The following is a 26,141-nucleotide window of genomic DNA, read 5'->3' as shown; positions in this document are numbered from 1 at the left end:
GTTGAACAGAAAAAAGAGGTATTTCAAGTGAACGTCAATAAATTAAAAATGCGAGAGACGCTCATCTCATACGCTTTCTTAGCTCCGGTCTTGGTTTTCTTTGTGATTTTTGTCTTGATACCGATGATTATGGGCTTTGTGACGAGCTTTTTCAATTATTCCATGACAGAGTTTACCTTTGTTGGTTTTGCCAATTATGCTAGGATGTTTCAAGATCCTATCTTTATGAAATCTCTTATCAATACGTTGATTATCGTAATTGGTTCAGTACCAGTGGTGGTTTTCTTTTCTCTCTTTGTGGCTGCTAAGACTTATGACAAAAATGTGGTGGCACGTTCGTTTTATCGGGCAGTTTTCTTTCTACCTGTTGTTACCGGAAGTGTTGCGGTGACGGTGGTTTGGAAATGGATTTATGATCCGATGTCGGGGATTTTGAATTATGTCTTAAAATATGCTCATGTGATTGAACAAAACATCAGTTGGCTGGGAGATAAGCACTGGGCTTTGTTAGCTATTATTGTTATTTTATTAACCACATCTGTTGGGCAGCCTATTATTCTATATATTGCAGCTATGGGAAATATTGATAACTCTTTGGTAGAAGCTGCGCGTGTAGACGGCGCCACAGAATTTCAGGTGTTTTGGAATATCAAGTGGCCAAGTCTCCTGCCAACAACCTTATATATTGCTGTCATAACAACAATTAATTCCTTCCAATGTTTTGCTTTGATTCAACTCTTGACGTCTGGAGGGCCAAATTATTCAACTAGTACCCTCATGTACTATTTGTATGAAAAAGCCTTTAAGCTCTCTGAATACGGCTATGCCAACACAATGGGTGTGTTCTTGGCAGTCATGATTGCAATCATCAGCTTTGCTCAATTTAAAATTTTAGGTAATGATGTGGAATATTAGGAGGATATTAAGATGAAGAAAAAGAAACTAACCGCATCGGATGTTCTGACTACTGTTATTCTATGCATCTTGACCATTTTGTTTATTTTCCCATTTTATTGGATTATGACAGGAGCATTCAAGGCTCAAGCCGATACCATTATGATTCCACCGCAATGGTGGCCAAAGGCACCTACTATTGAAAATTTTAAGGCCTTGGTAGTGCAAAATCCAGCCTTAAAATGGTTGTGGAATAGTGTCTTTATTTCGGTGGCGACCATGTTCTTGGTTTGTGGCACTTCCTCTTTGGCTGGCTATGCCTTGGCCAAAAAGCGGTTTTATGGACAACGGATTTTGTTTTCGATTTTTATTGCTGCCATGGCCTTGCCAAAACAGGTTGTTCTAGTACCTCTTGTGCGGATTGTTAATTTTATGGGAATCCATGACACCTTGGCAGCTGTTATTTTGCCTCTTGTGGGCTGGCCATTTGGCGTTTTCCTCATGAAACAGTTTTCAGAAAATATTCCAACCGAGTTATTGGAATCCGCCAAGATTGATGGTTGTGGCGAGATTCGCACCTTTTTCAATGTGGCTTTCCCTATTGTCAAACCAGGCTTTGCAGCGCTAGCGATCTTTACCTTTATCAATACTTGGAATGATTATTTTATGCAGTTGGTGATGTTAACCTCTCGGGAAAATTTAACGATTTCACTTGGTGTTGCTACTATGCAAGCTGAAATGGCTACTAATTATGGCTTGATTATGGCAGGGGCTGCCATGGCTGCAGTGCCTATTGTAACGGTCTTTCTTGTCTTCCAAAAATCATTTACCCAAGGCATTACTATGGGTGCTGTGAAAGGTTAAATCAAGAAAGGTTTCTAACATGATTTATGATCGTTTAAAAAATATTAGCCGTTACCGAGGGATTCACCCTCATTTGGATGCGGCGATTACCTTTTTACAAACCACAGATTTGAGGCAACTAGCTGAAGGGAAATATCCTATTTTAGGGGAGAAAGTATTTGCAGTTATTCAAAGAAATCAATTGAGTAAAGCGGACAATTCATTGTTGGAATACCACAAACGGTATGCAGATTGCCACCTTTTGCTAGCTGGGAATGAGTGCATTCGTTATGGTATAGGTAATCAAGCTGAAGTAGTGCCTTTTGAACAAGAAGCTGATATTGGCTTTGTAACCGGTGATCGAACCTATGACCTAGATTTGGTTGATGATAGCTTTGCTTACTTTTTTCCTAATGAGCCTCATCAACCCAATAATTTTAACCAAGCAGGGGAAGCAGTTACAAAATGCTTAATCAAAGTGTTAATGGCAGATTAGGTTGATTTGGCAGTGAACCAATTGATGGAAAGGAAGTGATGGTGTGACGTCGAAAAAACAGGGACTTTTACATTCTCTTTTTAATCTTGATAGTAAATGGATGAGGGCTAGTGCAGCACTATTTGATTTGCTCGTGTTTAATCTCTTATTTGTCTTGTCCTGCCTTCCTCTTCTGACAATTGGGGTTGCTAAAATGGCTTTGTATGCGAGTTTGTTGGATTGGCGAGAAGGTCAAGTTAGTCAGCTTGTTACTACTTATAGATCTCATTTTAAATATTACTTTAAAAGTGGGCTACGCCTTGGCCTTATTGAGCTTGGGATAATGAGTATTTGTCTCTTAGATCTTTTCTTAATTCGAAACCAATCAGGCCTAGTTTTTCAAGGGTTTAAAGTACTTTGCGTTGCTGTTTTATTTCTGGTGGTTATACTCTTTTTGTACGCTTATCCTCAGGCCGTCAAAAGAGACCTTTCCCTATCTACGCTGTTTAAGCGAAGCTTTTTACTAGCAGGACTCTTTTTTCCATGGAGTTTTGCTTTCTTGGCTTTTATTTGTCTCACGATATTTAGCCTACAATTGTCTCTGTTAACGTTATTTGGAGGCGTGTCTTTGCTAGCTATCATCGGCATCAGTAGCCTAACTTACCTCTACTTGATTATCATGGAATCTCTTCTTAGGCGATTCCCACTTAATAATGACATTGAATAAAGGACATTACTATGACAGATCTTACGAAATACCAAGGCATTATTCCTGCCTTTTACGCTTGTTACGATGACCAGGGGAATATCAGCCCTGAGCGTGTGCGTGCCTTGACCCAGTACTATATTGACAAAGGGGTTCAGGGGCTTTACATTAATGGCTCTTCTGGAGAGTGTATTTACCAGAGCGTTGCTGACCGTCAATTGGTGTTAGAAAATGTCATGGCAGTCGCTAAGGGCAAGCTGACGATTATTAATCACGTTGCCTGCAACAACACTAAAGATAGTATTGAATTGGCAGCTCATTCAGAACGTTTGGGCGTGGATGCCATTGCAGCTATTCCGCCTATTTATTTCCGGTTACCAGAATATTCAGTTGCTGATTATTGGAATGCGATTTCTTCGGCAGCTCCTCACACAGATTTTATCATCTATAATATTCCTCAACTGGCAGGGGTTGCCTTGACGCCAAGCCTTTATAAGACTATGTTGGCTAATAAGCGCGTGATTGGGGTTAAAAACTCATCCATGCCAGTGCAGGATATTCAAACCTTCTGTGCGATTGGTGGGGACGACCATATTGTTTTTAATGGCCCGGATGAACAATTTCTAGGAGGGCGCTTGATGGGTGCTGCTGCAGGCATTGGTGGCACCTACGGGGCTATGCCAGAATTATTTTTAAGGCTGAACCAACTTATAGCTGACAAGGATTTAGAAAAGGCCAAGGCCCTTCAATATACTATTAACGAGATTATCGGTGTCCTTGTTTCTGCTCACGGCAATATGTATGGGGTTATTAAAGAAGTACTTCGTATTAATGAAGGCCTTGATATTGGATCTGTTCGTTCCCCATTATCTGAGTTAGTTGAGGAAGACATGGTCATTTGCCAACGGGCCGCTTCCCTTATTAGTCAAGCTAAGGAAACGTTTTGTTAAGGCACGAGGTGAAAAGATGAAGCACTATTTAGTAATTGATATTGGTGGTACTGCTATCAAGTATGGCTTAATTTCCGAAACAGGAGACCTGTTGGAAAAAGAGGAAATGGCTACTGAGGCCTATAAAGGTGGTCCCTCTATTTTGGAAAAGGTCAAGGGCTTGGTAAAGACCTATCAAGACCAAGTGGCTTTGGCTGGAGTGGCCATTTCTTCTGCAGGAATGGTTAATCCTGATAAGGGAGAAATCTTTTATGCCGGTCCCCAGATTCCTAACTATGCTGGAACCCAGTTTAAAAAGGAAATTGAAGAGACTTTCGGGCTACCCTGTGAAGTGGAAAACGATGTTAACTGTGCTGGTCTAGCCGAAGCTATTTCCGGTAGTGCCAAGGATTATCCTGTGGCTCTTTGCCTGACCATCGGAACGGGGATTGGGGGTTGTTTATTGCTTAATTCCCAAGTTTTCCATGGTAGCGGTTATGCAGCTTGTGAGGTTGGTTACCTTCACTTATCAGATGGGGAATTTCAAGATCTAGCGTCTACGACAGCCCTTGTTCAAGACGTAGCAGAAGCTTATGGTGATGACGTCAGCCAATGGGATGGCCGTCGTATTTTTGACCAAGCTAAGGCAGGGGATGAGGTTTGCATCACTGCCATTGATAGACAGGTGGATTATTTAGGGCAGGGCATTGCCAATATTTGCTATGTGGTTAATCCAAATGTGGTGGTGCTTGGTGGAGGAATCATGGCACAACAAGACTATTTAGCTGATAAATTAAAGACAGCCCTTGACAGCTACTTGGTTCCTAGCCTTGCGGAGAATACCCAACTGCAATTTGCTAGTCATGGAAATAATGCTGGCATTTTTGGGGCTTACTATCATTTTAGGCAGAAACAGGAAAGGTAAAGATTGAAAGGTTAACGCTTTCTCTATTCTCTTAACTGTTTGGTGACCAAAGACAAGTGTCACCGTTTATTTCAGTCTCTGTTCTATAAAAAACACCTTTAGGTTTAGTCTTTGCCTAAAGGTGTTTGTTGTCTTCGGTAATAATTGTATCTTTAAAAATTTTATCCTTATGAGGTTTGTCAATGGCTGAGACGTAAGCGTAGATGACATCCATCATAATAAGGAGAGGAAATTGTGGTGACACGCGATTCCCATAATTCAATTGATGGGTTGATGAGACATGAATTACATCAAAGATATCACCGAAGTCCATATCAGTAGCTGTGGTTAATAAAATAGTCTTCGCACCACGTTGGCTGGCTTGGTGCAAGGCTTTAATGACCGAACGTGTTTTACCAGATAATGAAAAACCAAAAACAAGGCAGTTGTCATTGACCAGGCTATTAGCCCAAGTAAAGCCATCGGTATCGGAATAAGCATCACAGATAAAACCAAGTCGCATAAAGCGCAGCTTCATTTCCTGCGCAACAAGACCAGAGGACCCTTTTCCAAAAAAATAAACGCGTTCAGACCGATCTATCAAGCTAGCTAGACGCAATAACTTGTCTTCATCAACCAAATCATAAGTCTTGTTAATCAAAGCATCATAGTCCATCAAGACCCTCTTGGTTAATTCCAGACTTATCGACTGAAAGGTATCTTGAGCTTCTTGTAAGCCATGAATATAATCAAAAGCAAAAGCACGGTAACCAGTGAAACCACATTTCTTAGCAAAACGAGTCAGGGCAGCCTGAGAGACATGTAACCGTTTCGTCATTTGGGAGGCTGTTAATTCCTCTGGAGTTAAATCAGTGGTGATGAAAAATTGTGCGATGCTCTTCTCCAAACTGGTCATATGATCCAAGGCGGCTTCGATTTTGGTAATAAGTCGGTGGTTTTTAGACATGTTACAGGCACACTCCTTAAAGGACTAATTACCTACTAGTATAACATAGATTAGAAAAGGATGATGAACAATTCTTTTCAATCGCATAGCGTTTGATTAGTCTTTTACTGACTCCAAAAATTCTTGAGTCGTCACTGTTTGTCCCATCAGAGGGAAGAGATTCTTAATAGGAAATTCATGTAGGTCAGCTCTGGCAGCTCCCATCATGTCAGTTAGGAAGTATTGGTCATAGCCGTATTGATAGGCGTCACGAGCTGTTGTATCCACGTCTGCATGGGTAGAAATTCCCCCTAAAACAATGGTGTCAATACCACGGCGACGTAGCTGTAAATCTAAGTCAGTACCAAAGAAAGCACTGAAACCACGTTTGTTTACCACATAGTCTGTCTCGGTCACTCCGAGTTCATCAGCAAAATCAGAGAAGGCAGCTTCAGGTCTTTTTCCAGGGAGTTGAACCATGGCGTTAGGATTGAGTTTATCTTTCCCATCGTGAAATTTAACGCGGACAAAGGTAATAAATGCTCCCTCTTGACGGAAAAGATCGACCATGGCTTTAGCATTTGACACAATCGTGTCTTGAGAATGAGGTGCTGTAGGCATTTCTAAAATGCCTCAGATTGAAGACAAACACCAAATCGATGTTTGTCTTCAATCTGAAAAAGCCTCTTTGGAGGCTTTTTTTGCCTGTTAAAAGCTGGCAAGTTTTATTATAGGAGTCATATCTTTATGTTATAATAAAGTCATGACAAATAACATCGAACATCTAGCTATTTTTGATACCCATACCCATTTGAATGTAGCAGAATTTCAAGGACGTGAAGCTGAAGAATTGGCTCTGGCTCAAGAAATGGGCGTAGCCTATCACAATGTGGTTGGCTTTGATCAGGCTACTATTGAGGGAGCACTTGCTCTTGCAGACCAGTATCCTAACGTGTATGCTACTATTGGATGGCACCCGACAGAAGCAGGCTCTTATTCTGAAGCAGTTGAGGAGTCTATCGTCTCCCAGCTAGCACACCCTAAAGTCATTGCCTTAGGTGAAATTGGCTTAGACTATTATTGGATGGAGGACCCAAAAGAGGTTCAAGTTGAGGTTTTTAACCGCCAAATCCAGTTAGCGAAAGAGCACGATTTGCCTTTTGTAGTACACACCCGCGATGCCTTGGAAGATACCTATGAGGTCATCAAAGCAGCTGGTGTTGGCCCTCGTGGAGGCATCATGCATTCTTACTCAGGCTCGCTTGAGATGGCTGAGCGTTTCATTGAACTTGGCATGATGATTTCTTTTTCAGGGGTGGTGACTTTCAAAAAAGCTCTTGATATTCAAGAGGCTGCGCAGCACTTGCCTTTGGATAAGATTTTGGTGGAAACAGATGCTCCTTATCTTGCTCCAGTGCCAAAACGCGGCAAGCAAAACCGTACAGCTTATACCCGTTATGTGGTTGATAAAATCGCAGAGCTACGTGGAATGACTGTGGAAGAAGTTGCTGCAGCAACGACTGCTAATGCAAAGAGGGTATTCAAGCTTGACTGAAAAAATTAATATTCAAGAGGTTCTTGTTGTAGAAGGCAAGGACGACACGGCTAACCTACGCCGTTTTTACAATGTGGACACCTACGAGACCAGAGGCTCCGCTATCACCGAGGAAGATTTAGAACGAATCAATCGCCTAAACGATTTGCGTGGTGTCATCGTTTTAACAGACCCAGATTATAATGGTGAGCGCATTCGTAAGCTCATTATGGCTGCTGTGCCAACAGCTCGTCACGCCTTTTTAAATCGAAACGAGGCGGTTCCGAGTTCTAAGAGTAAGGGCCGTTCCTTAGGTGTTGAACATGCCAGCTTTGAGGACCTCCAAAAGGCACTTGCGAAAGTCACTCAGCAATATGATGATGAGTCTTATTTTGACATTCGTCAAACAGACCTGATTCGTCTAGGGCTTTTAATGGCGGCAGATAGCCGTAAACGCAGGGAATACTTGGGCGAAAAGCTCCGCATCGGTTATGCCAACGGTAAACAACTGATCAAACGCCTCGAATTATTTGGCATTACCCTATCAGAAGTGGAAGAAGTGATGGAGACGTATGAGGGGTAAAGAGTACTATGGAATATAACAACCCCGTTAACTGAATGGCGTGTCTTGGCAAAAAAGTTTAGACTAGTGGTTCAAATACCAAAAAGAAAGTGATCATAAAAAGAAGAGAATATATGAGAATTGCAGATTATAGCGTGACCAAGGCTGTCCTTGATCGTCACGGATTTACCTTTAAGAAATCTTTCGGTCAGAACTTTTTGACCGATACCAATATTTTACAGAAAATCGTTGACACGGCTGAGATTGATCAGAATGTCAACGTTATCGAAATTGGTCCTGGAATTGGGGCTTTGACGGAGTTTTTGGCAGAAAATGCTGCTGAAGTGATGGCTTTTGAGATTGATGACCGCTTGGTGCCGATTTTGGCAGATACCTTGCGCGATTTTGATAATGTGCAAGTGGTCAATCAAGATATTTTGAAAGCTGATTTGCAGACCCAAATCAAGCAGTTTAAAAATCCTGATTTGCCTATCAAGGTGGTGGCTAACCTACCTTACTACATCACAACGCCTATTCTCATGCACTTGATTGAGAGCAAAATTCCATTCCAAGAGTTTGTAGTCATGATGCAGCGTGAAGTGGCAGATCGTATTTCTGCGGAGCCAAACACTAAAGCTTATGGTTCCTTGTCCATTGCGGTACAGTATTACATGACTGCCAAGGTTGCCTTCATTGTGCCGCGCACCGTCTTTGTACCTGCACCAAATGTCGATAGTGCTATCCTCAAAATGGTGCGTCGCGACCAGCCTTTGATTGAGGTTGAGGACGAAGATTTCTTTTTCAGAGTGTCTCGTCTCAGTTTTGTCCATCGTCGCAAGACCCTGTGGAATAACTTGACTAGCCATTTTGGCAAGTCTGAAGACATCAAGGCTAAACTTGAAAAAGGTCTGGCACTAGCAGATATCAAGCCTTCTATTCGTGGTGAGGCCTTGTCGATTCAAGATTTTGGCAAATTAGCTGATGCTTTAAAAGAAGTTGGATTATAAAAGCTTTCCCCCGGTGACAATAAAAAAATTCCCTTGTAGACAAAACAGAGATGTTCAGTTCAGGGGGATTTTTCTTATTGAAGCTGGCCGTTAAGGCATCGCAGTGCAGAGCTAGTTTTTTTAATACCCCGAAAAAAAGGGCAATTAACAAGAGCGTGACTATAGCGGTACGGTTAGACTCTTTTTCGTAAATAGCAAAGGTCTTCTTAAAATTCATATCGTTTCCTACCTCAAAAAATCATCAGTGATCTGATTTTTAGTTGATAAAATATTCTATTTTTAAAAAGCAGTAACCTAAATGATAGCCAGTGGTCTAGAGAATCTTGACAGTTTTTAAGACAAGCGAAACTTAGAGTCAAATGCTGATTTGGGAGCGTTTTTCTGATATAATAGAGATATTATAGTAGGGCAAAGGAGCACAGTTGCAAGGCAAAATCATTAAATCTCTGGCTGGTTTTTATTACGTGGAGTCAGAAGGACAAGTATATCAGACGCGAGCGCGTGGTAATTTTAGGAAGCGCGGTGAGACACCTTATGTTGGAGATATCGTAGATTTCTCAGCAGAGGATAACTCTGAAGGTTATATTTTAGCGATTCATCCTCGTAAAAACAGTTTGGTCCGACCACCTATCGTCAATATTGACCAAGCGGTGGTTATTATGTCTGCTAAAGAACCAGAATTTAATAGCAATCTCTTGGATCGCTTTCTCATCTTGCTTGAACACAAAGCCATTCATCCGGTGATTTATATCTCTAAGATGGACTTATTAGATAGTCCCGAGGAGATTGAAGCTATTGGTCGACAGTATCAGGCGATCGGCTACGATTTTGTGACCAGTCTTGAGGAATTGTTGCCTTTGCTAGCTGATAAAATTACCGTCTTTATGGGACAAACAGGTGTTGGTAAATCAACCCTTCTCAATCGAATCGCCCCCGAATTGGCTCTTGAAACAGGAGAAATCTCCGATAGTCTAGGGCGTGGTCGTCACACCACCCGGGCGGTTAGCTTTTATAATACCCATGGCGGAAAAATCGCGGATACGCCAGGTTTCTCATCATTAGACTATGATATTGCTAATGCTGAAGATTTGAACGAGGCTTTTCCAGAGCTGCGCCGGCTGAGCCATGAGTGTAAGTTTAGATCCTGTACCCATACCCACGAACCCAAGTGTGCTGTCAAGGCGGCGCTTGAAACGGGAGAGTTGTGGCCAGTTCGTTATGAGCATTACCTCCAATTTCTCAGTGAAATTGAAAACCGTCGTGAAACATATAAAAAAGTTATCAAAAGAAAGTAGGTCTACTCCATGTCAACTCTAAAAATTGCCCCATCTATTCTCGCAGCTGATTACGCTAATTTTGCTTCTGAGCTAGCTCGTATTGAAGAAACAGATGCCGAATACGTTCACATTGACATTATGGACGGTCAATTTGTTCCTAATATCAGTTTTGGTGCAGATGTTGTGGCAAGTATGAGAAAGCACAGTAAATTGGTCTTTGATTGCCATCTAATGGTGGTTGATCCTGAACGCTATGTTGAGGCTTTTGCACAAGCTGGTGCTGATATCATGACCATTCACACAGAAAGTACTCGTCATATTCATGGAGCCCTTCAAAAAATCAAGGCAGCTGGCATGAAAGCAGGGGTAGTGATTAATCCAGGAACTCCTGCAACAGCCCTAGAACCTTTGTTAGACTTAGTTGACCAAGTCCTCATTATGACAGTCAACCCAGGTTTTGGGGGTCAGGCCTTTATCCCAGAATGTTTAGAAAAAGTGGCTACCGTAGCCAAATGGCGAGATGAAAAAGGATTGTCCTTTGACATTGAGGTTGATGGAGGAGTAGACAATAAGACCATTCGTGCTTGCTACGAAGCTGGAGCTAATGTCTTTGTAGCAGGGTCTTACCTTTTCAAAGCCAGTGACTTGGTGAGCCAAGTGCAGACTCTAAGGACGGCCCTACATGACTAAAGTAGCCCTCTTTTCTGGGGGAGATCTTTCTTATTTCACCCGTGAGTTTGATTATTTTGTCGGTATTGATAGTGGGAGCCTGTTTTTATTGGAAAATGGGCTTCCTTTGAATATGGCCGTTGGTGATTTTGATTCGGTTTCCCAAGAAGCATTTACGGATATAAAGGAGAAGGCAGAGCTTCTCATCACTGCTAATCCAGAAAAAAATGATACGGATACGGAATTAGCCCTTAAAGAGGTCTTTGCTCGTTTTCCTGAGGCGGAAGTGACCATTTTTGGGGCTTTTGGGGGTCGAATGGACCACCTCTTATCCAATATTTTTTTGCCTAGCGACCCTGGTATTGCTCCCTTTATGGCACAAATCGCCTTGCGTGACCAACAAAATATGATTACCTATCGCCCGGCAGGCCGACACCTCATTCATCAAGAGGAAGGGATGACCTATGTGGCGTTCATGGCAGAAGGGGAATCAGATTTGATCATTACAGGTGCCAAGTTTGAGTTAACTCAGGCCAACTTTTTCAAAAAGAAAATCTATTCCAGTAATGCCTTTATCCATCAACCTATTACAGTTAGCTTGCCAAGTGGCTACTTGATTATTATTCAAAGTAAAGATTGGAGTTAGTATGGACCTTATCTTGTTCCTTTTGGTCTTGGTTCTCTTAGGTTTAGGGGCTTATCTGTTGTTCAAAGTCAACGGCCTTCAACATCAGCTTGCCCAAACCCTAGAAGGCAACGCGGATAATTTGTCTGACCAAATGACCTACCAGTTGGATACAGCTAACAAGCAACAATTGTTAGAGCTAACACAGCTGATGAACCGACAACAAGCAGACCTTTACCAACAATTAACAGATATTCGTGACGTCTTGCACCGTAGTTTGTCTGATAGTAGGGACCGGTCTGACAAACGCTTAGAAAAAATTAACCAGCAGGTCAACCAATCGCTCAAAAATATGCAAGAATCTAACGAAAAACGTTTGGAGGAAATGCGCCAGATTGTTGAAGAAAAATTGGAAGAAACCTTAAAAAATCGTCTGCACGCCTCTTTCGATTCTGTATCCAAGCAACTAGAAAGTGTCAATAAAGGCTTGGGAGAAATGCGTAGCGTGGCTCAAGATGTGGGTACTTTAAATAAGGTTTTGTCCAATACCAAAACACGAGGCATTTTAGGCGAACTTCAACTAGGCCAAATCATTGAGGATATCATGACATCAAGCCAGTACGAAAGAGAATTTGTAACGGTTAGTGGTTCTAGTGAACGCGTAGAATATGCGATTAAGCTCCCAGGAAATGGTCAAGGCGGTTATATTTACCTACCGATTGACTCAAAATTCCCTCTTGAAGATTATTATCGTTTAGAAGATGCTTACGAACTTGGAGATAAATTAGCTATTGAAAATAGCCGAAAAGCTTTGTTAGCAGCTATCAAACGCTTTGCCAAAGACATTCGTAAAAAGTATCTGAATCCTCCAGAGACCACCAATTTTGGTATTATGTTTTTACCAACCGAAGGTCTGTATTCAGAAGTGGTCAGAAATGCTGCGTTCTTTGATAGCCTTCGTCGGGAAGAAAATATCGTGGTTGCAGGTCCGTCGACCCTGTCTGCTTTGCTCAATTCCTTATCTGTTGGTTTCAAGACCCTTAATATCCAAAAAAATGCTGATGACATCAGTAAAATTTTGGGCAATGTCAAGTTAGAATTCGATAAATTTGGCGGCCTGCTTGCCAAGGCTCAAAAGCAAATGAATACAGCTAATAATACGCTGGATCAGCTCATTTCAACAAGGACAAATGCTATTGTTCGTGCTCTAAATACGATTGAAACCTATCAAGACCAAGCAACAGCATCTCTCTTAAACATGCCCCTATTAGAAGAGGAAAACAATGAAAATTAACCAAATGAAAAAAGACCAGCTTTTTGAAGGGTTCTACCTCATTAAGTCGGCAGAAGTTCGTAAAACAAGAGCTGGGAAAGATTTTATTAACCTTACCTTTCAGGATGATACTGGCGAAATTTCAGGAAATCTTTGGGATGCCCAACCTTATAATGTGGAAGAATTCACTGCTGGTAAAGTCGTGTTTATGAAAGGGCGACGCGAGGTGTATAATGGTACCCCTCAGGTTAATCAAATCACCTTGCGAAATGTTCGCCCAGGTGAGCCCAATGATCCAAAGGACTTCAAAGAAAAGGCACCTGTCAGTGTGACAGAAGTACGTGACTATTTGGAACAGATGCTCTTTAAAATTGAAAATGCAACGTGGCAACGAATTGTAAGGGCTCTTTATCGTAAGTATGATAAAGAATTTTATACTTATCCTGCAGCTAAAACAAACCACCATGCTTTTGAATCGGGGCTTGCCTATCATACCGCGACAATGATAAGATTGGCGGATAGTATCGGTGACATTTATCCTGAATTAGATAAAAGTTTACTTTTTGCGGGTATTATGCTCCATGATCTTGCAAAAGTATTGGAATTGACAGGACCAGATAATACAGAATACACGGTTCGTGGTAACCTGATTGGCCATATTGCCTTGATTAACGAAGAAATTACTAAAGTGATTGCTGAGCTCAACATTGATGACAGTAAGGAGGAAGTGATTGTTCTTCGTCATGTTATTTTGAGTCACCACGGCCAATTAGAATACGGTAGTCCCGTTCGTCCTCGTATTATGGAAGCTGAAATTATTCACATGATTGATAACATTGATGCCAACATGATGATGATGACCACGGCACTTAACCGCGTTAGCGAGGGGGAAATGACCAATCGTATTTTTGCTATGGATAATCGTTCTTTCTATAAACCTAAATACTGATTTTGAATAAGAAGAAAAACGGACATTTCCTTAATCGAATGTTCGTTTTTTATGAAGAATATGGTATAATATGATAAAGTACACGAAAATGGGGAAAATATGAAATTAAGACGAAGTGAACGTATGGTTGTAATTTCAAATTACTTGATTAACAACCCTTATAAATTAACCAGTTTAAACACCTTTGCTACCAAATATGAAGCAGCTAAATCTTCTATTTCAGAAGACATTGCTATCATAAAAAAAGCCTTTGATGAGGCCAATATTGGAGAGATTGATACGCTAACAGGTGCTAGTGGTGGTGTGATTTTTACGCCAAGTATTTCAGAGGCGGAAGCTCGCACAATTGTTGAAGATTTATGCCAACGGTTATCAGAAAGCGACCGTATTTTACCAGGTGGTTACATCTACCTATCAGATCTTTTGAGTACCCCTAAGATTTTACAGAACATAGGCCGTATTATCGCCAATGCCTTTAAAGGGCAAAAGGTTGATGCTGTCATGACAGTTGCAACCAAAGGAGTGCCCCTTGCGAATGCTGTTGCTAATATTTTGAATGTTCCATTTGTCATTGTGAGACGCGATTTGAAAATCACAGAAGGGTCTACCGTCTCTGTCAACTATGCCAGCGCTTCGAGTGACCGTATTGAAAAAATGTTTTTGTCCAAACGAAGTTTGAAACCAAACAGTCGAGTGTTGATTGTGGATGACTTTTTGAAAGGTGGCGGGACGATTACGGGAATGATCAGTCTCTTGACAGAATTTGACAGCACTTTAGTTGGTGTTGCTGTGTTTGCAGAAAACGCTCAATCAGAGCGTGAGCAAATGACCTTCAAATCATTGCTGAAAGTTTCAGAGATTGATGTCAAAAACAACAATGTTGTTGTAGAAGTTGGTAATATTTTCGATAAATGGAAAAAGGAGAAAGAATGGACTTAGAACAACCAAAGCCAAATCAAGTTAAGCAAAAAATTGCCTTGACATCGACTATCGCTTTATTAAGTGCCAGTGTCGGTGTGTCCCATCATGTTAAGGCAGACGATTTGGCACCAGAGGGAGCTAAAGCAAGTAATACTAGTGAAGAGAGTCTTCCAAAAACAGAAACTTGTGAAGAGACAAAGGCAGCTGTTGAAGCTGTTGAAACTAATCTAAATCAACAACAAGCAGAACTGACAGAGCTTGCTACCGCTCTGACAAAAACTACTGCTGAAATCAACCACTTAAAAGAGCAGCAAGATAATGAACAAAAAGCTTTAACCTCTGCACAAGAAATTTACACTAATACTCTTGCAAGTAGTGAGGAGACGCTATTAGCCCAAGGAGCCGAATATCAAAGAGAGTTAACAGCTACTGAAACAGAGCTTCATAATGCTCAAGTAGATCAACATTCAAAAGAGACTGCATTGTCAGAACAAAAAGCTAGCATTTCAGCAGAAACTACTCGAGCTCAAGATTTAGTTGAACAAGTCAAAACGTCTGAACAAAATATTGCTAAGCTCAATGCTATGATTAGCAATCCTGATGCTATCACTAAAGCAGCTCAAACGGCTAATGATAATACAAAAGCATTAAGCTCAGAATTGGAGAAAGCTAAAGCTGACTTAGAAAATCAAAAAGCTAAAGTTAAAAAGCAATTGACTGAAGAGTTGGCAGCTCAGAAAGCTGCTCTAGCAGAAAAAGAGGCAGAACTTAGTCGTCTTAAATCCTCAGCTCCGTCTACTCAAGATAGCATTGTGGGTACTAATACCATGAAAGCACCGCAAGGCTATCCTCTTGAGGAACTTAAAAAATTAGAAGCTAGTGGTTATATTGGATCAGCTAGTTACAATAATTATTACAAAGAGCATGCAGATCAAATTATTGCCAAAGCTAGTCCAGGTAATCAATTAAATCAATACCAAGATATTCCAGCAGACCGCACTCGCTTTGTTGATCCCGATAATTTGACACCAGAAGTGCAAAATGAGCTAGCGCAGTTTGCAGCTCACATGATTAATAGTGTAAGAAGACAATTAGGTCTACCACCAGTTACTGTTACAGCAGGATCACAAGAATTTGCAAGATTACTTAGTACCAGCTATAAGAAAACTCATGGTAATACAAGACCATCATTTGTCTACGGACAGCCAGGGGCATCAGGGCATTATGGTGTTGGGCCTCATGATAAAACTATTATTGAAGACTCTGCCGGAGCGTCAGGGCTTATTCGAAATGATGATAACATGTACGAGAATATCGGTGCTTTTAACGATGTGCATACTGTGAATGGTATTAAACGTGGTATTTATGACAGTATCAAGTATATGCTCTTTACAGATCATTTACACGGAAATACATATGGTCATGCTATTAACTTTTTACGTGTAGATAAACATAACCCTAATGCGCCTGTTTACCTTGGATTTTCAACCAGCAATGTAGGATCTTTGAATGAACACTTTGTAATGTTTCCAGAGTCTAACATTGCTAACCATCAACGCTTTAATAAGACCCCTATAAAAGCCGTTGGAAGTACAAAAGATTATGCCCAAAGAGTAGGCACTGTATCTGATACTATTGCAGCAATCAAAGGAAAAGTAAGCTCATTAGAAAATCGTTTGTCGGCTATTCATCAAGAAGCTGACATTATGGCAGCCCAAGCTAAAGTAAGTCAACTTCAAGGTAAATTAGCAAGCACACTTAAGCAGTCAGACAGTTTAAACCTTCAAGTGAGACAATTAAATGATACTAAAGGTTCTTTGAGAACAGAATTACTAGCAGCTAAAGCAAAACAAGCACAACTCGAAGCTACTCGTGATCAATCATTAGCTAAGCTAGCATCGTTGAAAGCCGCAATGCACCAGACAAAAGCCTTAGCAGAGCAAGCCGCAGCCAGAGTGACAGCACTGGTGGCTAAAAAAGCTCATTTGCAATATCTAAGGGACTTTAAATTGAATCCTAACCGCCTTCAAGTGATACGTGAGCGCATTGATAATACTAAGCAAGATTTGGCTAAAACTACCTCATCTTTGTTAAATGCACAAGAAACTTTAGCAGCCTTACAAGCTAAGAAAAGCAGTCTAGAAGCTACTATTGCTACCACAGAACACCAGTTGACTTTGCTTAAAACCTTAGCTAATGAAAAGGAATATCGCCACTTAGACGAAGATATAGCTACTGTGCCTGATTTGCAAGTAGCTCCACCTCTTACGGGCGTAAAACCGCTATCATATAGTAAGATAGATACTACTCCGCTTGTTCAAGAAATGGTTAAAGAAACGAAACAACTATTAGAAGCTTCAGCAAGATTAGCTGCTGAAAATACAAGTCTTGTAGCAGAAGCGCTTGTTGGCCAAACCTCTGAAATGGTAGCAAGTAATGCCATTGTGTCTAAAATCACATCTTCGATTACTCAGCCCTCATCTAAGACATCTTATGGCTCAGGATCTTCTACAACGAGCAATCTCATTTCTGATGTTGATGAAAGTACTCAAAGAGCTCTTAAAGCAGGTGTGGTTATGCTGGCGGCAGTTGGTTTGACTGGGGTTAAACTTCGTAAGGACACTAGATAAAAGCCTGTGTTTATCCTGTAGTCAGATTAGCATTCTATTATTGTATGAGTCTCTAAACAGTAAGTTGAAATAAGCTAAAAAAGCGGAAAATCTATTTGACATGAAGCACCGTCTGTGTTATTATATTAGACGGTACTTTTTACTTTTGGTCTCTCAAAAGTGTACAGAGACGTGCTGACAATTGTTGCAAAAAGTGCACCGGATATGGGCTGTCACCAAGTGCCATGTCAACCAAAAATAAAAAACACAGGAGAATGTAGATGCCTACAATTAACCAGTTGGTACGTAAACCACGTAAATCTAAAGTTGAAAAATCAGATTCACCAGCTTTGAACATTGGTTACAACAGTCACAAAAAAGTTCAAACTAAAATGGCTGCCCCACAAAAACGTGGAGTTGCAACTCGTGTTGGAACAATGACACCTAAAAAACCTAACTCAGCCCTTCGTAAATTCGCTCGTGTACGTTTGAGCAACCTTATCGAAGTAACTGCCTACATCCCAGGTATCGGACACAACTTGCAAGAGCATAGCGTTGTTCTTATTCGTGGTGGACGTGTAAAAGACCTTCCAGGGGTACGTTACCATATCGTTCGTGGCGCACTTGATACAGCAGGTGTTGCTGACCGTAAGCAAGGCCGTTCTAAATACGGTGCTAAACGTCCAAAAGGATAATAGAAGGGGGATAAGAAAGAATGAGTCGTAAAAATCAAGCGCCTAAACGCGAAGTATTACCAGATCCATTATATAACTCAAAAATCGTAACACGTCTTATCAACCGTGTTATGCTTGACGGTAAACGTGGTACAGCTGCTACTATCGTTTACGATGCTTTCAACGCTATCAAAGAAGCAACAGGAAACGATGCTCTTGAAGTATTTGAAACAGCAATGGACAACATCATGCCTGTACTTGAAGTACGCGCACGCCGTGTTGGTGGTTCTAACTACCAAGTCCCAGTTGAAGTTCGTCCAGAACGTCGTACTACACTTGGACTTCGTTGGTTGGTAAACGCATCACGTGCACGTGGTGAGCACACTATGAAAGATCGTCTTGCAAAAGAAATCATGGATGCTGCAAACAACACAGGTGCATCAGTTAAGAAACGTGAAGACACTCACAAGATGGCTGAAGCTAACCGTGCATTCGCACACTTCCGTTGGTAATATAGGATATTTTAGCGTCAAACAAATGCTAGCCAAAATAGGGAAATTGACGTAGAAAATTCAGTTTCTAGGCAATTTTATCTTTTTGGCAGACATTTGTAGCTAAAATTCAACTAATATAAGATGTGAGAGCGTTAAGCAAGTCCAAGACAAAATAGGAGTAGTGACACAGAAACTTCAGTTTCTAGGAACCATTATCTTTTTGTCAGTGGCTTGTAGCTCGAACTCAATTAATAAGATATAAAGAGTTAACATATCAGTGAAAAATAGAGAAGTGACACTGTGCGTTTGTGTATAAGGGAGTCTGTCTTTATTCACTGAAGGTCTGTAACTCGTGTTCAATTATAAGATGTAACAACTTAACGATAACTGTTTGAGTTACTCACATCAAACTAATGAACTCTTATTATCAAAAATAAGAAGAAAAAACGGGTAGGTCCTGCCTATCCGTTTTTTCTAAATAATGCTATAATAAAGAGTAAACTAAAAAATAGGAGAAACACATGGCTCGCGAATTTTCACTTGCAAAAACTCGTAATATCGGTATCATGGCTCACGTTGATGCTGGTAAAACAACAACAACAGAGCGTATCCTTTACTACACTGGTAAAATCCATAAAATCGGTGAAACACACGAAGGTGCATCACAAATGGACTGGATGGAGCAAGAGCAAGAACGTGGTATCACAATCACTTCTGCCGCTACAACAGCTCAATGGGACGGTCACCGTGTTAACATCATCGATACACCAGGACACGTGGACTTTACCATCGAAGTACAACGTTCCCTACGTGTTCTTGACGGTGCTGTAACCGTTCTTGACGCACAATCAGGAGTTGAGCCTCAAACTGAAACAGTTTGGCGTCAAGCAACTGAATACGGTGTTCCACGTATCGTTTTCGCCAACAAAATGGATAAAATCGGTGCTGACTTCCTTTACTCAGTACAAACACTTCATGACCGTCTTCAAGCAAATGCACACCCAATCCAATTGCCAATAGGTGCAGAAGATGATTTCCGTGGTATCATTGACTTGATCAAGATGAAAGCAGAAATCTATACCAACGACCTTGGTACAGATATCCTTGAAGAAGATATTCCAGAAGAATACTTAGAACAAGCTCAAGAATACCGTGAAAAATTAATCGAAGCAGTTGCTGAAACTGATGAAGACTTGATGATGAAATACCTTGAAGGTGAAGAAATCACTAACGACGAATTGATTGCTGGTATCCGTAAAGCAACAATCAACGTTGAATTCTTCCCAGTACTTTGTGGTTCTGCCTTCAAAAACAAAGGTGTTCAATTGATGCTTGATGCGGTTATCGCATACCTTCCAAGCCCACTTGACATCCCTGCAATCAAAGGTATCAACCCAGACACAGACGCTGAAGAAGAACGTCCAGCATCTGATGAAGAGCCTTTTGCAGCCCTTGCCTTCAAGATCATGACTGACCCATTCGTAGGTCGTTTGACTTTCTTCCGTGTATACTCTGGTGTTCTTAACTCAGGTTCATACGTGATGAACACATCAAAAGGAAAACGTGAGCGTATCGGACGTATCCTTCAAATGCACGCGAACAGCCGTCAAGAAATCGAAACAGTTTACGCTGGTGATATCGCTGCCGCTGTTGGTTTGAAAGACACAACAACAGGTGACTCATTGACTGATGAAAAAGCAAAAGTTATTCTTGAGTCAATCGAAGTTCCAGAACCAGTTATCCAATTGATGGTTGAACCAAAATCTAAAGCAGACCAAGACAAGATGGGTGTTGCCCTTCAAAAACTTGCTGAAGAAGATCCAACATTCCGCGTTGAAACAAACGTTGAAACAGGTGAAACAGTTATCGCTGGTATGGGTGAGCTTCACCTTGATGTCCTTGTTGACCGTATGCGTCGTGAGTTCAAAGTTGAAGCAAACGTAGGTGCTCCTCAAGTATCTTACCGTGAAACATTCCGCGCTTCGACACAAGCTCGTGGATTCTTCAAACGCCAATCTGGTGGTAAAGGTCAATTTGGTGATGTTTGGATTGAATTTACACCAAACGAAGAAGGTAAAGGTTTCGAGTTCGAAAACGCTATCGTTGGTGGTGTGGTTCCTCGTGAATTCATCCCTGCTGTTGAAAAAGGGTTGATCGAATCTATGGCAAACGGTGTTCTTGCTGGTTACCCAATGGTTGACGTTAAAGCTAAACTTTACGATGGTTCGTACCACGATGTCGACTCATCTGAAACTGCCTTCAAGATCGCTGCATCACTTGCACTTAAAGAAGCAGCTAAATCTGCACAACCAGCTATCCTTGAGCCAATGATGCTTGTAACGATTACAGCTCCAGAAGATAACCTTGGAGACGTTATGGGACACGTGACAGCTCGTCGTGGCCGTGTTGATGGTATGGAAGCACATGGTAACAGCCAAATCGTTCGTGCTTATGTACCACTTGCTGAAATGTTCGGTTATGCAACAGTTCTTCGTTCTGCAACTCAAGGACGTGGTACGTTCATGATGGTATTTGACCACTATGAAGATGTTCCTAAGTCAGTTCAAGAAGAAATCATTAAGAAAAACAAAGGTGAATAATCACCACTAAGAGGTTAAGGATAGCTATCCTAACCTCTTTTTTAGGTCAGCCAACTTTATAGTACAGTCCAGCCTAAAAGGAGTGATTTCTTTTAAACGTTAAGAAGCCTTAGTAAAGATTTAAGAAAGGGGCTTCCTAGTTTTAGGTTATTTTATGGGACAAACGAGGAAAGTGTCCTTTATGAAAATGGCTAATTTATTTGCATTTTTTCTGAAATAGTTATATAATAGTTCTGTTGAAAGGTTATTACAGATGGTTGTAAGTTAATCTTTTCACAATAGGTAGGGAGTATTCCCTTTAATAATATTCTTTTGATTTTCATAAGGAGGAAATCACTAATGGTAGTTAAAGTTGGTATTAACGGTTTCGGTCGTATCGGACGTCTTGCATTCCGTCGTATTCAAAATGTTGAAGGTGTTGAAGTAACTCGTATCAACGACCTTACAGATCCAAACATGCTTGCACACTTGTTGAAATACGATACAACTCAAGGACGTTTTGACGGAACTGTTGAAGTTAAAGAAGGTGGATTTGAAGTAAACGGAAACTTCATCAAAGTTTCTGCTGAACGTGATCCAGAAAACATCGACTGGGCAACTGACGGTGTTGAAATCGTTCTTGAAGCAACTGGTTTCTTTGCTAAAAAAGAAGCTGCTGAAAAACACTTACATGCTAACGGTGCTAAAAAAGTTGTTATCACAGCTCCTGGTGGAAACGACGTTAAAACAGTTGTTTTCAACACTAACCACGACATTCTTGACGGTACTGAAACAGTTATCTCAGGTGCTTCATGTACTACAAACTGTTTAGCTCCTATGGCTAAAGCTCTTCACGATGCATTTGGTATCCAAAAAGGTCTTATGACTACAATCCACGCTTACACTGGTGACCAAATGATCCTTGATGGACCACACCGTGGTGGTGATCTTCGTCGTGCTCGTGCTGGTGCTGCAAACATCGTTCCTAACTCAACTGGTGCTGCTAAAGCTATCGGTCTTGTTATCCCAGAATTGAACGGTAAACTTGACGGTGCTGCACAACGTGTTCCTGTTCCAACTGGATCAGTAACTGAGTTGGTTGTAACTCTTGACAAAAACGTTTCTGTTGACGAAATCAACGCTGCTATGAAAGCTGCTTCAAACGATAGCTTCGGTTACACTGAAGATCCAATCGTTTCTTCAGATATCGTAGGCGTATCATACGGTTCATTGTTTGACGCAACTCAAACTAAAGTTATGGAAGTTGATGGATCACAATTGGTTAAAGTTGTATCATGGTATGACAACGAAATGTCTTACACTGCTCAACTTGTTCGTACACTTGAGTACTTTGCAAAAATCGCTAAATAATTAGTTATTAATGTTTAGAACCTAGCTTTTGTTAGGTTCTTTTTTTGATGTAAATTGGAGCTGTATAAGATAAGTATTCTCTTTGTTTCAATAGAACAATGGTTTTGTTTTGTATTTAACAGCACTTGACTTTTAAATTAAATAAGGTTAAAATTTCTTTAATAAGAAAAAAGGAGTTTTTCAATGAAAACGAAACAAGTTGCTAGTGTCATATCTCTTGCCCTGTCCCTTTTTTTAGTGACAGGCTGTGCCCAGCTTGACCATAAAGCCAACGTTAATAGTAAAGAAACTGTTAAACAGACTAAGGTTACTTATAGTGATGAGCAGTTACGATCTAATGAAAATACCATGTCTGTGTTGTGGTATCAGCGAGCTGCAGAAGCTAAAGCGCTATATTTACAAGGTTATCAACTAGCGACTGATCGTTTGAAAAATCAATTAGGACAGGCAACGGACAAGCCCTATTCTATTGTGTTAGACATTGATGAAACAGTCCTTGACAATAGTCCCTACCAAGCTAAGAATATCTTAGAGGGAACAAGCTTCACACCAGAAAGTTGGGATGTTTGGGTACAAAAGAAAGAAGCTAAACCTGTCGCAGGCGCTAAAGAATTCTTGCAATTTGCAGATCAAAATGGGGTTCAAATTTATTACATCTCAGACCGTGCAGTGAGCCAAGTCGATGCTACTATGGAAAATCTCCAAAAAGAGGGCATTCCAGTTCAGGGCCGTGACCACCTCTTATTCTTAGAAGAAGGCGTTAAATCAAAAGAAGCTCGCCGGCAAAAAGTGAAAGAGACGACTAACTTGATTATGTTATTTGGTGATAATCTTGTTGATTTTGCTGATTTCTCTAAAAAATCTGAAGAAGATAGAACAGCATTATTATCAGAATTACAAGAAGAGTTTGGGCGTCAATTTATTATTTTCCCTAACCCAATGTATGGATCATGGGAAAGTGCGGTTTATAAAGGTGACAAACTTGATGCTTCTCATCAATTAAAAGAGCGTCGTAAGGCTCTGGAAAGTTTCGAAAAGTAAGTCAGATAAAGGAGAGAGTCGTCTCTCCTTTTTTACGATAGCTATTTTCTGAAAATCAATCCTTTCTTTGGAAAGGATTTTCTATTTTGTGAAATTATTATTTTATTGTTTTCATATTTTAACTTTATCAAGAGAATTGTGGTATAATAGAAGAGTATAAAAAATATTAAGGAGTCTATTCAAATGGCTAAATTAACAGTTAAAGACGTTGATTTGAAAGGTAAAAAAGTCCTTGTTCGTGTTGACTTTAACGTACCTTTGAAAGATGGCGTGATCACTAACGACAACCGTATTTCTGCGGCACTTCCAACTATCAAATACATCATTGAACAAGGTGGACGTGCTATTCTTTTCTCTCACCTTGGCCGTGTGAAAGAAGAAGCGGACAAAGCTGGTAAATCACTTGCTCCAGTGGCTGCTGATTTGGCTGCTAAACTTGGACAAGACGTTATTTTCCCTGGTGCTACACGTGGTGCTGAATTAGAAGCAGCTATTGAGGCTTTGGAAGATGGACAAGTTCTGCTTGTTGAAAACACTCGTTTTGAAGACGTTGATGGCAAAAAAGAATCTAAAAACGATCCTGAACTTGGTAAATACTGGGCTTCACTTGGTGATGGTATCTTCGTAAACGACGCTTTTGGTACTGCTCACCGTGCTCATGCATCAAACGTTGGTATCTCAGCAAACGTGGAAAAAGCTGTTGCTGGTTTCCTTCTTGAAAACGAAATTGCTTATATCCAAGAGGCTGTTGAAACACCAGAACGTCCTTTTGTGGCTATCCTTGGTGGTTCAAAAGTATCTGATAAAATCGGTGTTATCGAAAACCTTCTTGAAAAAGCTGACAAAGTCCTTATCGGTGGCGGTATGACTTATACCTTCTACAAAGCGCAAGGCATCGAAATCGGTAACTCACTTGTGGAAGAAGATAAACTTGATGTGGCTAAAGAATTGCTTGAAAAATCAAATGGTAAATTGATCTTGCCAGTTGACTCAAAAGAAGCAAATGCCTTTGCTGGTTACGATGTTGTTCGTGATACAGAAGGTGAAGCAGTTTCAGAAGGCTTCCTTGGTCTTGACATCGGTCCTAAATCAATTGCTAAATTTGACGAAGCCTTGACTGGTGCGAAAACTGTTGTTTGGAATGGTCCAATGGGTGTCTTTGAAAACCCTGACTTCCAAGCTGGTACAATCGGTGTGATGGACGCTATCGTGAAACAACCAGGCGTTAAATCAATCATCGGTGGTGGTGACTCAGCTGCTGCAGCAATCAACCTTGGTCGTGCTGACAAATTCTCATGGATCTCTACTGGTGGTGGAGCATCTATGGAACTTCTAGAAGGTAAAGTTTTACCAGGACTTGCAGCACTTACTGAAAAATAAACAACAAATCAGTTCAGACGATCTAAAAGATAGTCTGAGGCTAGAGATAGAAGAAGCTAAGCTTCTGTCATTTAAGAATGAAAAGAGTTGGGTAACCAACTCTTTTTTAGTGTATCAAGTAGTATTCCTAGAATTTAAAATCAGTAAGGGAAATTAGCCTAATTAAAGTCAGGTTTTTGCTGGTCTTAGCGACTGTATAAGAATGATAACTCTGACTGACTTGCTCTTGAAATCTTTGAGGTACCGGCAAGGTAAAGAGAGCGAATCATCATCTTTTTGTGTGATTAGAAAGGTAGGCGGGCAGCAATACAGAGGTTGGTTTTATAGGGGCAAGTATTATTTTTGTGGGAGGAAGAAAAGGTGACATGTTATTTTTTAGAAAGGAAAACGTCTTCTTTTAGAGGGAACATAAAATTAGTTTTCTTTGTCAGGTAATCATGTTAGAATAAACTGTGTCTAAAAAAGAAAGTAAGGTAAGGAAAGCGGGTAAGATGAAATACAGATTTGACCCTCAAAAATTTAGAATTGGCATGAGGACATTTAAGACAGGTTTGTCGGTCTTTTTTGTTCTGTTGCTCTTTATTCTCTTTGATTGGGAAGGGTTGCAGATTGGCGCCTTGACGGCTGTGTTTAGTTTGAGAGAAGATTTGGATAGAACCGTATCGTTTGGTTTTTCAAGGATATTAGGCAATAGTATTGGTGGTCTGTTAGCTTTGGTCTTTTATTTTTTCAATGCCCTTTTTCAGCAACATATTTTGGTGACACTCATTTTGGTTCCTATTTTAACGATGTTGACCATTATGTTTAACGTCGCTTTCAATAATAAATCAGGGATTATTGGTGCTGTAGCTGCTCTCTTAATTATCACTTTGTCGATTCCGACAGGTCAAACGTTCATTTATGTGATTTCACGTGTTTTTGAAACTTTCTGTGGGGTTTTTGTGGCTATTTTGGTCAATGCTGACGTGGAATTGATTAAAAATAGATGGTTCAAGAAAAAATCTGCAAAATGATGTTAGATAATATGACATATAGGCTTGACAGCCTATTTTTTTCAGCCTATAATAGGGGGTGTGAAAGGAGTTTGTCATGAAAGAAAAAGAACTTAGACGATCAATGGCTGTTTTCCCTATCGGTACTGTCATGAAATTGACGGACCTCTCTGCTAGACAGATTCGCTATTATGAAGATCAAGAATTGATCAAACCTGAGCGAACGGAAGGCAACCGTCGCATGTTTTCTTTAAATGATATGGATCGTTTATTGGAGATTAAGGACTTTTTAGCTGAAGGACTCAATATTGCAGCGATTAAGCGTGAATATATTGAGCGTCAAGATAAACTGTTGCAAAAACAAAAAGCTTTGACGGATGCAGATGTTAGACGGATCTTACATGATGAATTGCTAACTCAAAGTGGTTTTTCTACCCCTTCACAACATATTGGTAATTTTCGTATCTAAGATACGACTCGGATGAAA

At 40.6% G+C, this 26,141-nt stretch carries 26 protein-coding genes; 24 read left to right on the top strand and 2 right to left on the bottom strand.

Going from position 1 to position 26,141, the window contains the following annotated elements:
* Window positions 1-27 precede the first annotated feature (27 nt).
* Genes FQT67_RS09600 through FQT67_RS09575 form a run of 6 tightly spaced genes read left to right on the top strand, consistent with a single transcriptional unit; the run spans window position 28 to window position 4,772 of the window.
* On the top strand, window positions 28-915 hold the full coding sequence (locus FQT67_RS09600) for a sugar ABC transporter permease (protein ID WP_003052879.1): 888 nt from the start codon (window positions 28-30) through the stop codon (window positions 913-915).
* 12 nt (window positions 916-927) lie between these two features.
* Entirely contained in the window at window positions 928-1,758 is an 831-nt protein-coding gene (locus tag FQT67_RS09595) for a carbohydrate ABC transporter permease (protein ID WP_003056064.1), read from the top strand.
* Between the two features lie 19 nt (window positions 1,759-1,777).
* Entirely contained in the window at window positions 1,778-2,233 is a 456-nt protein-coding gene (locus tag FQT67_RS09590; protein ID WP_046177239.1) for a YhcH/YjgK/YiaL family protein, read from the top strand.
* A gap of 43 nt (window positions 2,234-2,276) precedes the next feature.
* Window positions 2,277-2,939, top strand: coding sequence for a DUF624 domain-containing protein (locus FQT67_RS09585; protein ID WP_011017318.1), 663 nt, complete (start codon window positions 2,277-2,279; stop codon window positions 2,937-2,939).
* Between the two features lie 11 nt (window positions 2,940-2,950).
* Window positions 2,951-3,868, top strand: a complete 918-nt coding sequence (locus FQT67_RS09580; RefSeq protein ID WP_046177238.1) for a dihydrodipicolinate synthase family protein — start codon at window positions 2,951-2,953, stop codon at window positions 3,866-3,868.
* Window positions 3,869-3,884: 16 nt separating this feature from the next.
* Window positions 3,885-4,772: an ROK family protein gene (locus tag FQT67_RS09575; protein ID WP_046177237.1), complete on the top strand. Its 888-nt coding sequence runs from the start codon at window positions 3,885-3,887 to the stop codon at window positions 4,770-4,772.
* Window positions 4,773-4,887: 115 nt separating this feature from the next.
* On the opposite strand, the gene FQT67_RS09570 is transcribed toward FQT67_RS09575, so the two are convergent.
* Both FQT67_RS09570 and FQT67_RS09565 read right to left on the bottom strand, forming a co-directional pair.
* On the bottom strand, window positions 4,888-5,718 hold the full coding sequence (locus tag FQT67_RS09570; RefSeq protein WP_003056079.1) for a MurR/RpiR family transcriptional regulator: 831 nt from the start codon (window positions 5,716-5,718) through the stop codon (window positions 4,888-4,890).
* A 96-nt stretch (window positions 5,719-5,814) separates the two neighbouring features.
* Window positions 5,815-6,318, bottom strand: a complete 504-nt coding sequence (locus FQT67_RS09565; protein ID WP_046177236.1) for an isochorismatase family protein — start codon at window positions 6,316-6,318, stop codon at window positions 5,815-5,817.
* Window positions 6,319-6,460: 142 nt separating this feature from the next.
* On the opposite strand from FQT67_RS09565, the gene FQT67_RS09560 reads away from it, so the two are divergent.
* From FQT67_RS09560 to FQT67_RS09475, 18 genes are all read left to right on the top strand, one after another.
* Entirely contained in the window at window positions 6,461-7,252 is a 792-nt protein-coding gene (locus FQT67_RS09560; RefSeq protein ID WP_046177235.1) for a TatD family hydrolase, read from the top strand.
* A complete protein-coding gene (rnmV, locus tag FQT67_RS09555; RefSeq protein WP_015058062.1) occupies window positions 7,224-7,814 on the top strand; it encodes a ribonuclease M5 in 591 nt (196 codons plus the stop codon). The genes FQT67_RS09560 and rnmV overlap by 29 nt, the downstream gene beginning before the upstream one ends.
* Window positions 7,815-7,927: 113 nt before the next feature.
* A complete protein-coding gene (rsmA, locus tag FQT67_RS09550) occupies window positions 7,928-8,800 on the top strand; it encodes a 16S rRNA (adenine(1518)-N(6)/adenine(1519)-N(6))-dimethyltransferase RsmA (RefSeq protein WP_003060952.1) in 873 nt (290 codons plus the stop codon).
* A gap of 422 nt (window positions 8,801-9,222) precedes the next feature.
* Window positions 9,223-10,095, top strand: a complete 873-nt coding sequence (gene rsgA / locus FQT67_RS09545) for a ribosome small subunit-dependent GTPase A (protein WP_003061995.1) — start codon at window positions 9,223-9,225, stop codon at window positions 10,093-10,095.
* A gap of 9 nt (window positions 10,096-10,104) precedes the next feature.
* A complete protein-coding gene (gene rpe / locus FQT67_RS09540) occupies window positions 10,105-10,767 on the top strand; it encodes a ribulose-phosphate 3-epimerase (RefSeq protein ID WP_011054175.1) in 663 nt (220 codons plus the stop codon).
* Window positions 10,760-11,392, top strand: coding sequence for a thiamine diphosphokinase (locus FQT67_RS09535; protein ID WP_003056070.1), 633 nt, complete (start codon window positions 10,760-10,762; stop codon window positions 11,390-11,392). The genes rpe and FQT67_RS09535 overlap by 8 nt, the downstream gene beginning before the upstream one ends.
* A 1-nt stretch (window position 11,393) precedes the next feature.
* Window positions 11,394-12,665: a DNA recombination protein RmuC gene (locus tag FQT67_RS09530; RefSeq protein ID WP_003056075.1), complete on the top strand. Its 1,272-nt coding sequence runs from the start codon at window positions 11,394-11,396 to the stop codon at window positions 12,663-12,665.
* Window positions 12,655-13,593 (top strand): 3'-5' exoribonuclease YhaM family protein, encoded by a 939-nt coding sequence (locus tag FQT67_RS09525; protein ID WP_046177234.1) that lies wholly within the window; start codon window positions 12,655-12,657, stop codon window positions 13,591-13,593. The genes FQT67_RS09530 and FQT67_RS09525 overlap by 11 nt, the downstream gene beginning before the upstream one ends.
* A 99-nt stretch (window positions 13,594-13,692) precedes the next feature.
* A complete protein-coding gene (purR, locus tag FQT67_RS09520) occupies window positions 13,693-14,532 on the top strand; it encodes a pur operon repressor (protein WP_003058017.1) in 840 nt (279 codons plus the stop codon).
* Window positions 14,523-17,144, top strand: a complete 2,622-nt coding sequence (locus FQT67_RS09515) for an SEC10/PgrA surface exclusion domain-containing protein (protein ID WP_046177233.1) — start codon at window positions 14,523-14,525, stop codon at window positions 17,142-17,144. Before purR ends, FQT67_RS09515 begins: the two co-directional genes overlap by 10 nt.
* A gap of 260 nt (window positions 17,145-17,404) precedes the next feature.
* The gene (gene rpsL, locus FQT67_RS09510; RefSeq protein WP_003052844.1) at window positions 17,405-17,818 is read left to right on the top strand and encodes a 30S ribosomal protein S12; all 414 of its coding nucleotides are present in this window, start codon (window positions 17,405-17,407) and stop codon (window positions 17,816-17,818) included.
* Window positions 17,819-17,838: 20 nt separating this feature from the next.
* Window positions 17,839-18,309: a 30S ribosomal protein S7 gene (gene rpsG, locus FQT67_RS09505; protein ID WP_002992078.1), complete on the top strand. Its 471-nt coding sequence runs from the start codon at window positions 17,839-17,841 to the stop codon at window positions 18,307-18,309.
* A gap of 503 nt (window positions 18,310-18,812) precedes the next feature.
* A complete protein-coding gene (fusA, locus tag FQT67_RS09500) occupies window positions 18,813-20,891 on the top strand; it encodes an elongation factor G (protein ID WP_003058029.1) in 2,079 nt (692 codons plus the stop codon).
* A gap of 339 nt (window positions 20,892-21,230) precedes the next feature.
* Window positions 21,231-22,241, top strand: coding sequence for a type I glyceraldehyde-3-phosphate dehydrogenase (gene gap, locus FQT67_RS09495; RefSeq protein ID WP_003052840.1), 1,011 nt, complete (start codon window positions 21,231-21,233; stop codon window positions 22,239-22,241).
* 183 nt (window positions 22,242-22,424) lie between these two features.
* Entirely contained in the window at window positions 22,425-23,282 is an 858-nt protein-coding gene (locus tag FQT67_RS09490; RefSeq protein WP_003058027.1) for a 5'-nucleotidase, lipoprotein e(P4) family, read from the top strand.
* A 183-nt stretch (window positions 23,283-23,465) separates the two neighbouring features.
* Complete coding sequence (locus FQT67_RS09485) at window positions 23,466-24,662, top strand: phosphoglycerate kinase (protein WP_003058011.1); 1,197 nt, start codon at window positions 23,466-23,468, stop codon at window positions 24,660-24,662.
* A gap of 491 nt (window positions 24,663-25,153) precedes the next feature.
* Entirely contained in the window at window positions 25,154-25,675 is a 522-nt protein-coding gene (locus tag FQT67_RS09480; protein WP_046177232.1) for an aromatic acid exporter family protein, read from the top strand.
* Between the two features lie 76 nt (window positions 25,676-25,751).
* Complete coding sequence (locus tag FQT67_RS09475) at window positions 25,752-26,123, top strand: MerR family transcriptional regulator (RefSeq protein ID WP_003058022.1); 372 nt, start codon at window positions 25,752-25,754, stop codon at window positions 26,121-26,123.
* The last annotated feature ends 18 nt before the right edge of the window (window positions 26,124-26,141 follow it).

Source organism: Streptococcus sp. NCTC 11567 (assembly GCF_902141215.1).
Classification (GTDB): Bacteria; Bacillota; Bacilli; order Lactobacillales; family Streptococcaceae; genus Streptococcus; species Streptococcus dysgalactiae.
Note: the sequence above shows the minus strand (reverse complement) of the source record. Positions and strands in the feature narration are given on the sequence as shown.

Excerpts from the sequence above, each read along its gene's own strand:
- FQT67_RS09535 (WP_003056070.1), top strand. The coding sequence starts at position 10,760 with ATGACTAAAGTAGCCCTCTTTTCTGGGGGAGATCTTTCTTATTTCACC.
- FQT67_RS09595 (WP_003056064.1), top strand. The coding sequence starts at position 928 with ATGAAGAAAAAGAAACTAACCGCATCGGATGTTCTGACTACTGTTATT.
- FQT67_RS09485 (WP_003058011.1), top strand. The coding sequence starts at position 23,466 with ATGGCTAAATTAACAGTTAAAGACGTTGATTTGAAAGGTAAAAAAGTC.
- purR (WP_003058017.1), top strand. The coding sequence starts at position 13,693 with ATGAAATTAAGACGAAGTGAACGTATGGTTGTAATTTCAAATTACTTG.
- FQT67_RS09515 (WP_046177233.1), top strand. The coding sequence starts at position 14,523 with ATGGACTTAGAACAACCAAAGCCAAATCAAGTTAAGCAAAAAATTGCC.
- fusA (WP_003058029.1), top strand. The coding sequence starts at position 18,813 with ATGGCTCGCGAATTTTCACTTGCAAAAACTCGTAATATCGGTATCATG.
- rpsG (WP_002992078.1), top strand. The coding sequence starts at position 17,839 with ATGAGTCGTAAAAATCAAGCGCCTAAACGCGAAGTATTACCAGATCCA.
- FQT67_RS09530 (WP_003056075.1), top strand. The coding sequence starts at position 11,394 with ATGGACCTTATCTTGTTCCTTTTGGTCTTGGTTCTCTTAGGTTTAGGG.
- FQT67_RS09475 (WP_003058022.1), top strand. The coding sequence starts at position 25,752 with ATGAAAGAAAAAGAACTTAGACGATCAATGGCTGTTTTCCCTATCGGT.
- FQT67_RS09590 (WP_046177239.1), top strand. The coding sequence starts at position 1,778 with ATGATTTATGATCGTTTAAAAAATATTAGCCGTTACCGAGGGATTCAC.
- FQT67_RS09575 (WP_046177237.1), top strand. The coding sequence starts at position 3,885 with ATGAAGCACTATTTAGTAATTGATATTGGTGGTACTGCTATCAAGTAT.
- FQT67_RS09570 (WP_003056079.1), bottom strand. The coding sequence starts at position 5,718 with ATGTCTAAAAACCACCGACTTATTACCAAAATCGAAGCCGCCTTGGAT.
- FQT67_RS09560 (WP_046177235.1), top strand. The coding sequence starts at position 6,461 with ATGACAAATAACATCGAACATCTAGCTATTTTTGATACCCATACCCAT.
- FQT67_RS09580 (WP_046177238.1), top strand. The coding sequence starts at position 2,951 with ATGACAGATCTTACGAAATACCAAGGCATTATTCCTGCCTTTTACGCT.
- FQT67_RS09525 (WP_046177234.1), top strand. The coding sequence starts at position 12,655 with ATGAAAATTAACCAAATGAAAAAAGACCAGCTTTTTGAAGGGTTCTAC.
- rpe (WP_011054175.1), top strand. The coding sequence starts at position 10,105 with ATGTCAACTCTAAAAATTGCCCCATCTATTCTCGCAGCTGATTACGCT.
- gap (WP_003052840.1), top strand. The coding sequence starts at position 21,231 with ATGGTAGTTAAAGTTGGTATTAACGGTTTCGGTCGTATCGGACGTCTT.
- rpsL (WP_003052844.1), top strand. The coding sequence starts at position 17,405 with ATGCCTACAATTAACCAGTTGGTACGTAAACCACGTAAATCTAAAGTT.
- FQT67_RS09490 (WP_003058027.1), top strand. The coding sequence starts at position 22,425 with ATGAAAACGAAACAAGTTGCTAGTGTCATATCTCTTGCCCTGTCCCTT.
- rsmA (WP_003060952.1), top strand. The coding sequence starts at position 7,928 with ATGAGAATTGCAGATTATAGCGTGACCAAGGCTGTCCTTGATCGTCAC.
- FQT67_RS09480 (WP_046177232.1), top strand. The coding sequence starts at position 25,154 with ATGAAATACAGATTTGACCCTCAAAAATTTAGAATTGGCATGAGGACA.
- rnmV (WP_015058062.1), top strand. The coding sequence starts at position 7,224 with ATGCAAAGAGGGTATTCAAGCTTGACTGAAAAAATTAATATTCAAGAG.
- FQT67_RS09565 (WP_046177236.1), bottom strand. The coding sequence starts at position 6,318 with ATGCCTACAGCACCTCATTCTCAAGACACGATTGTGTCAAATGCTAAA.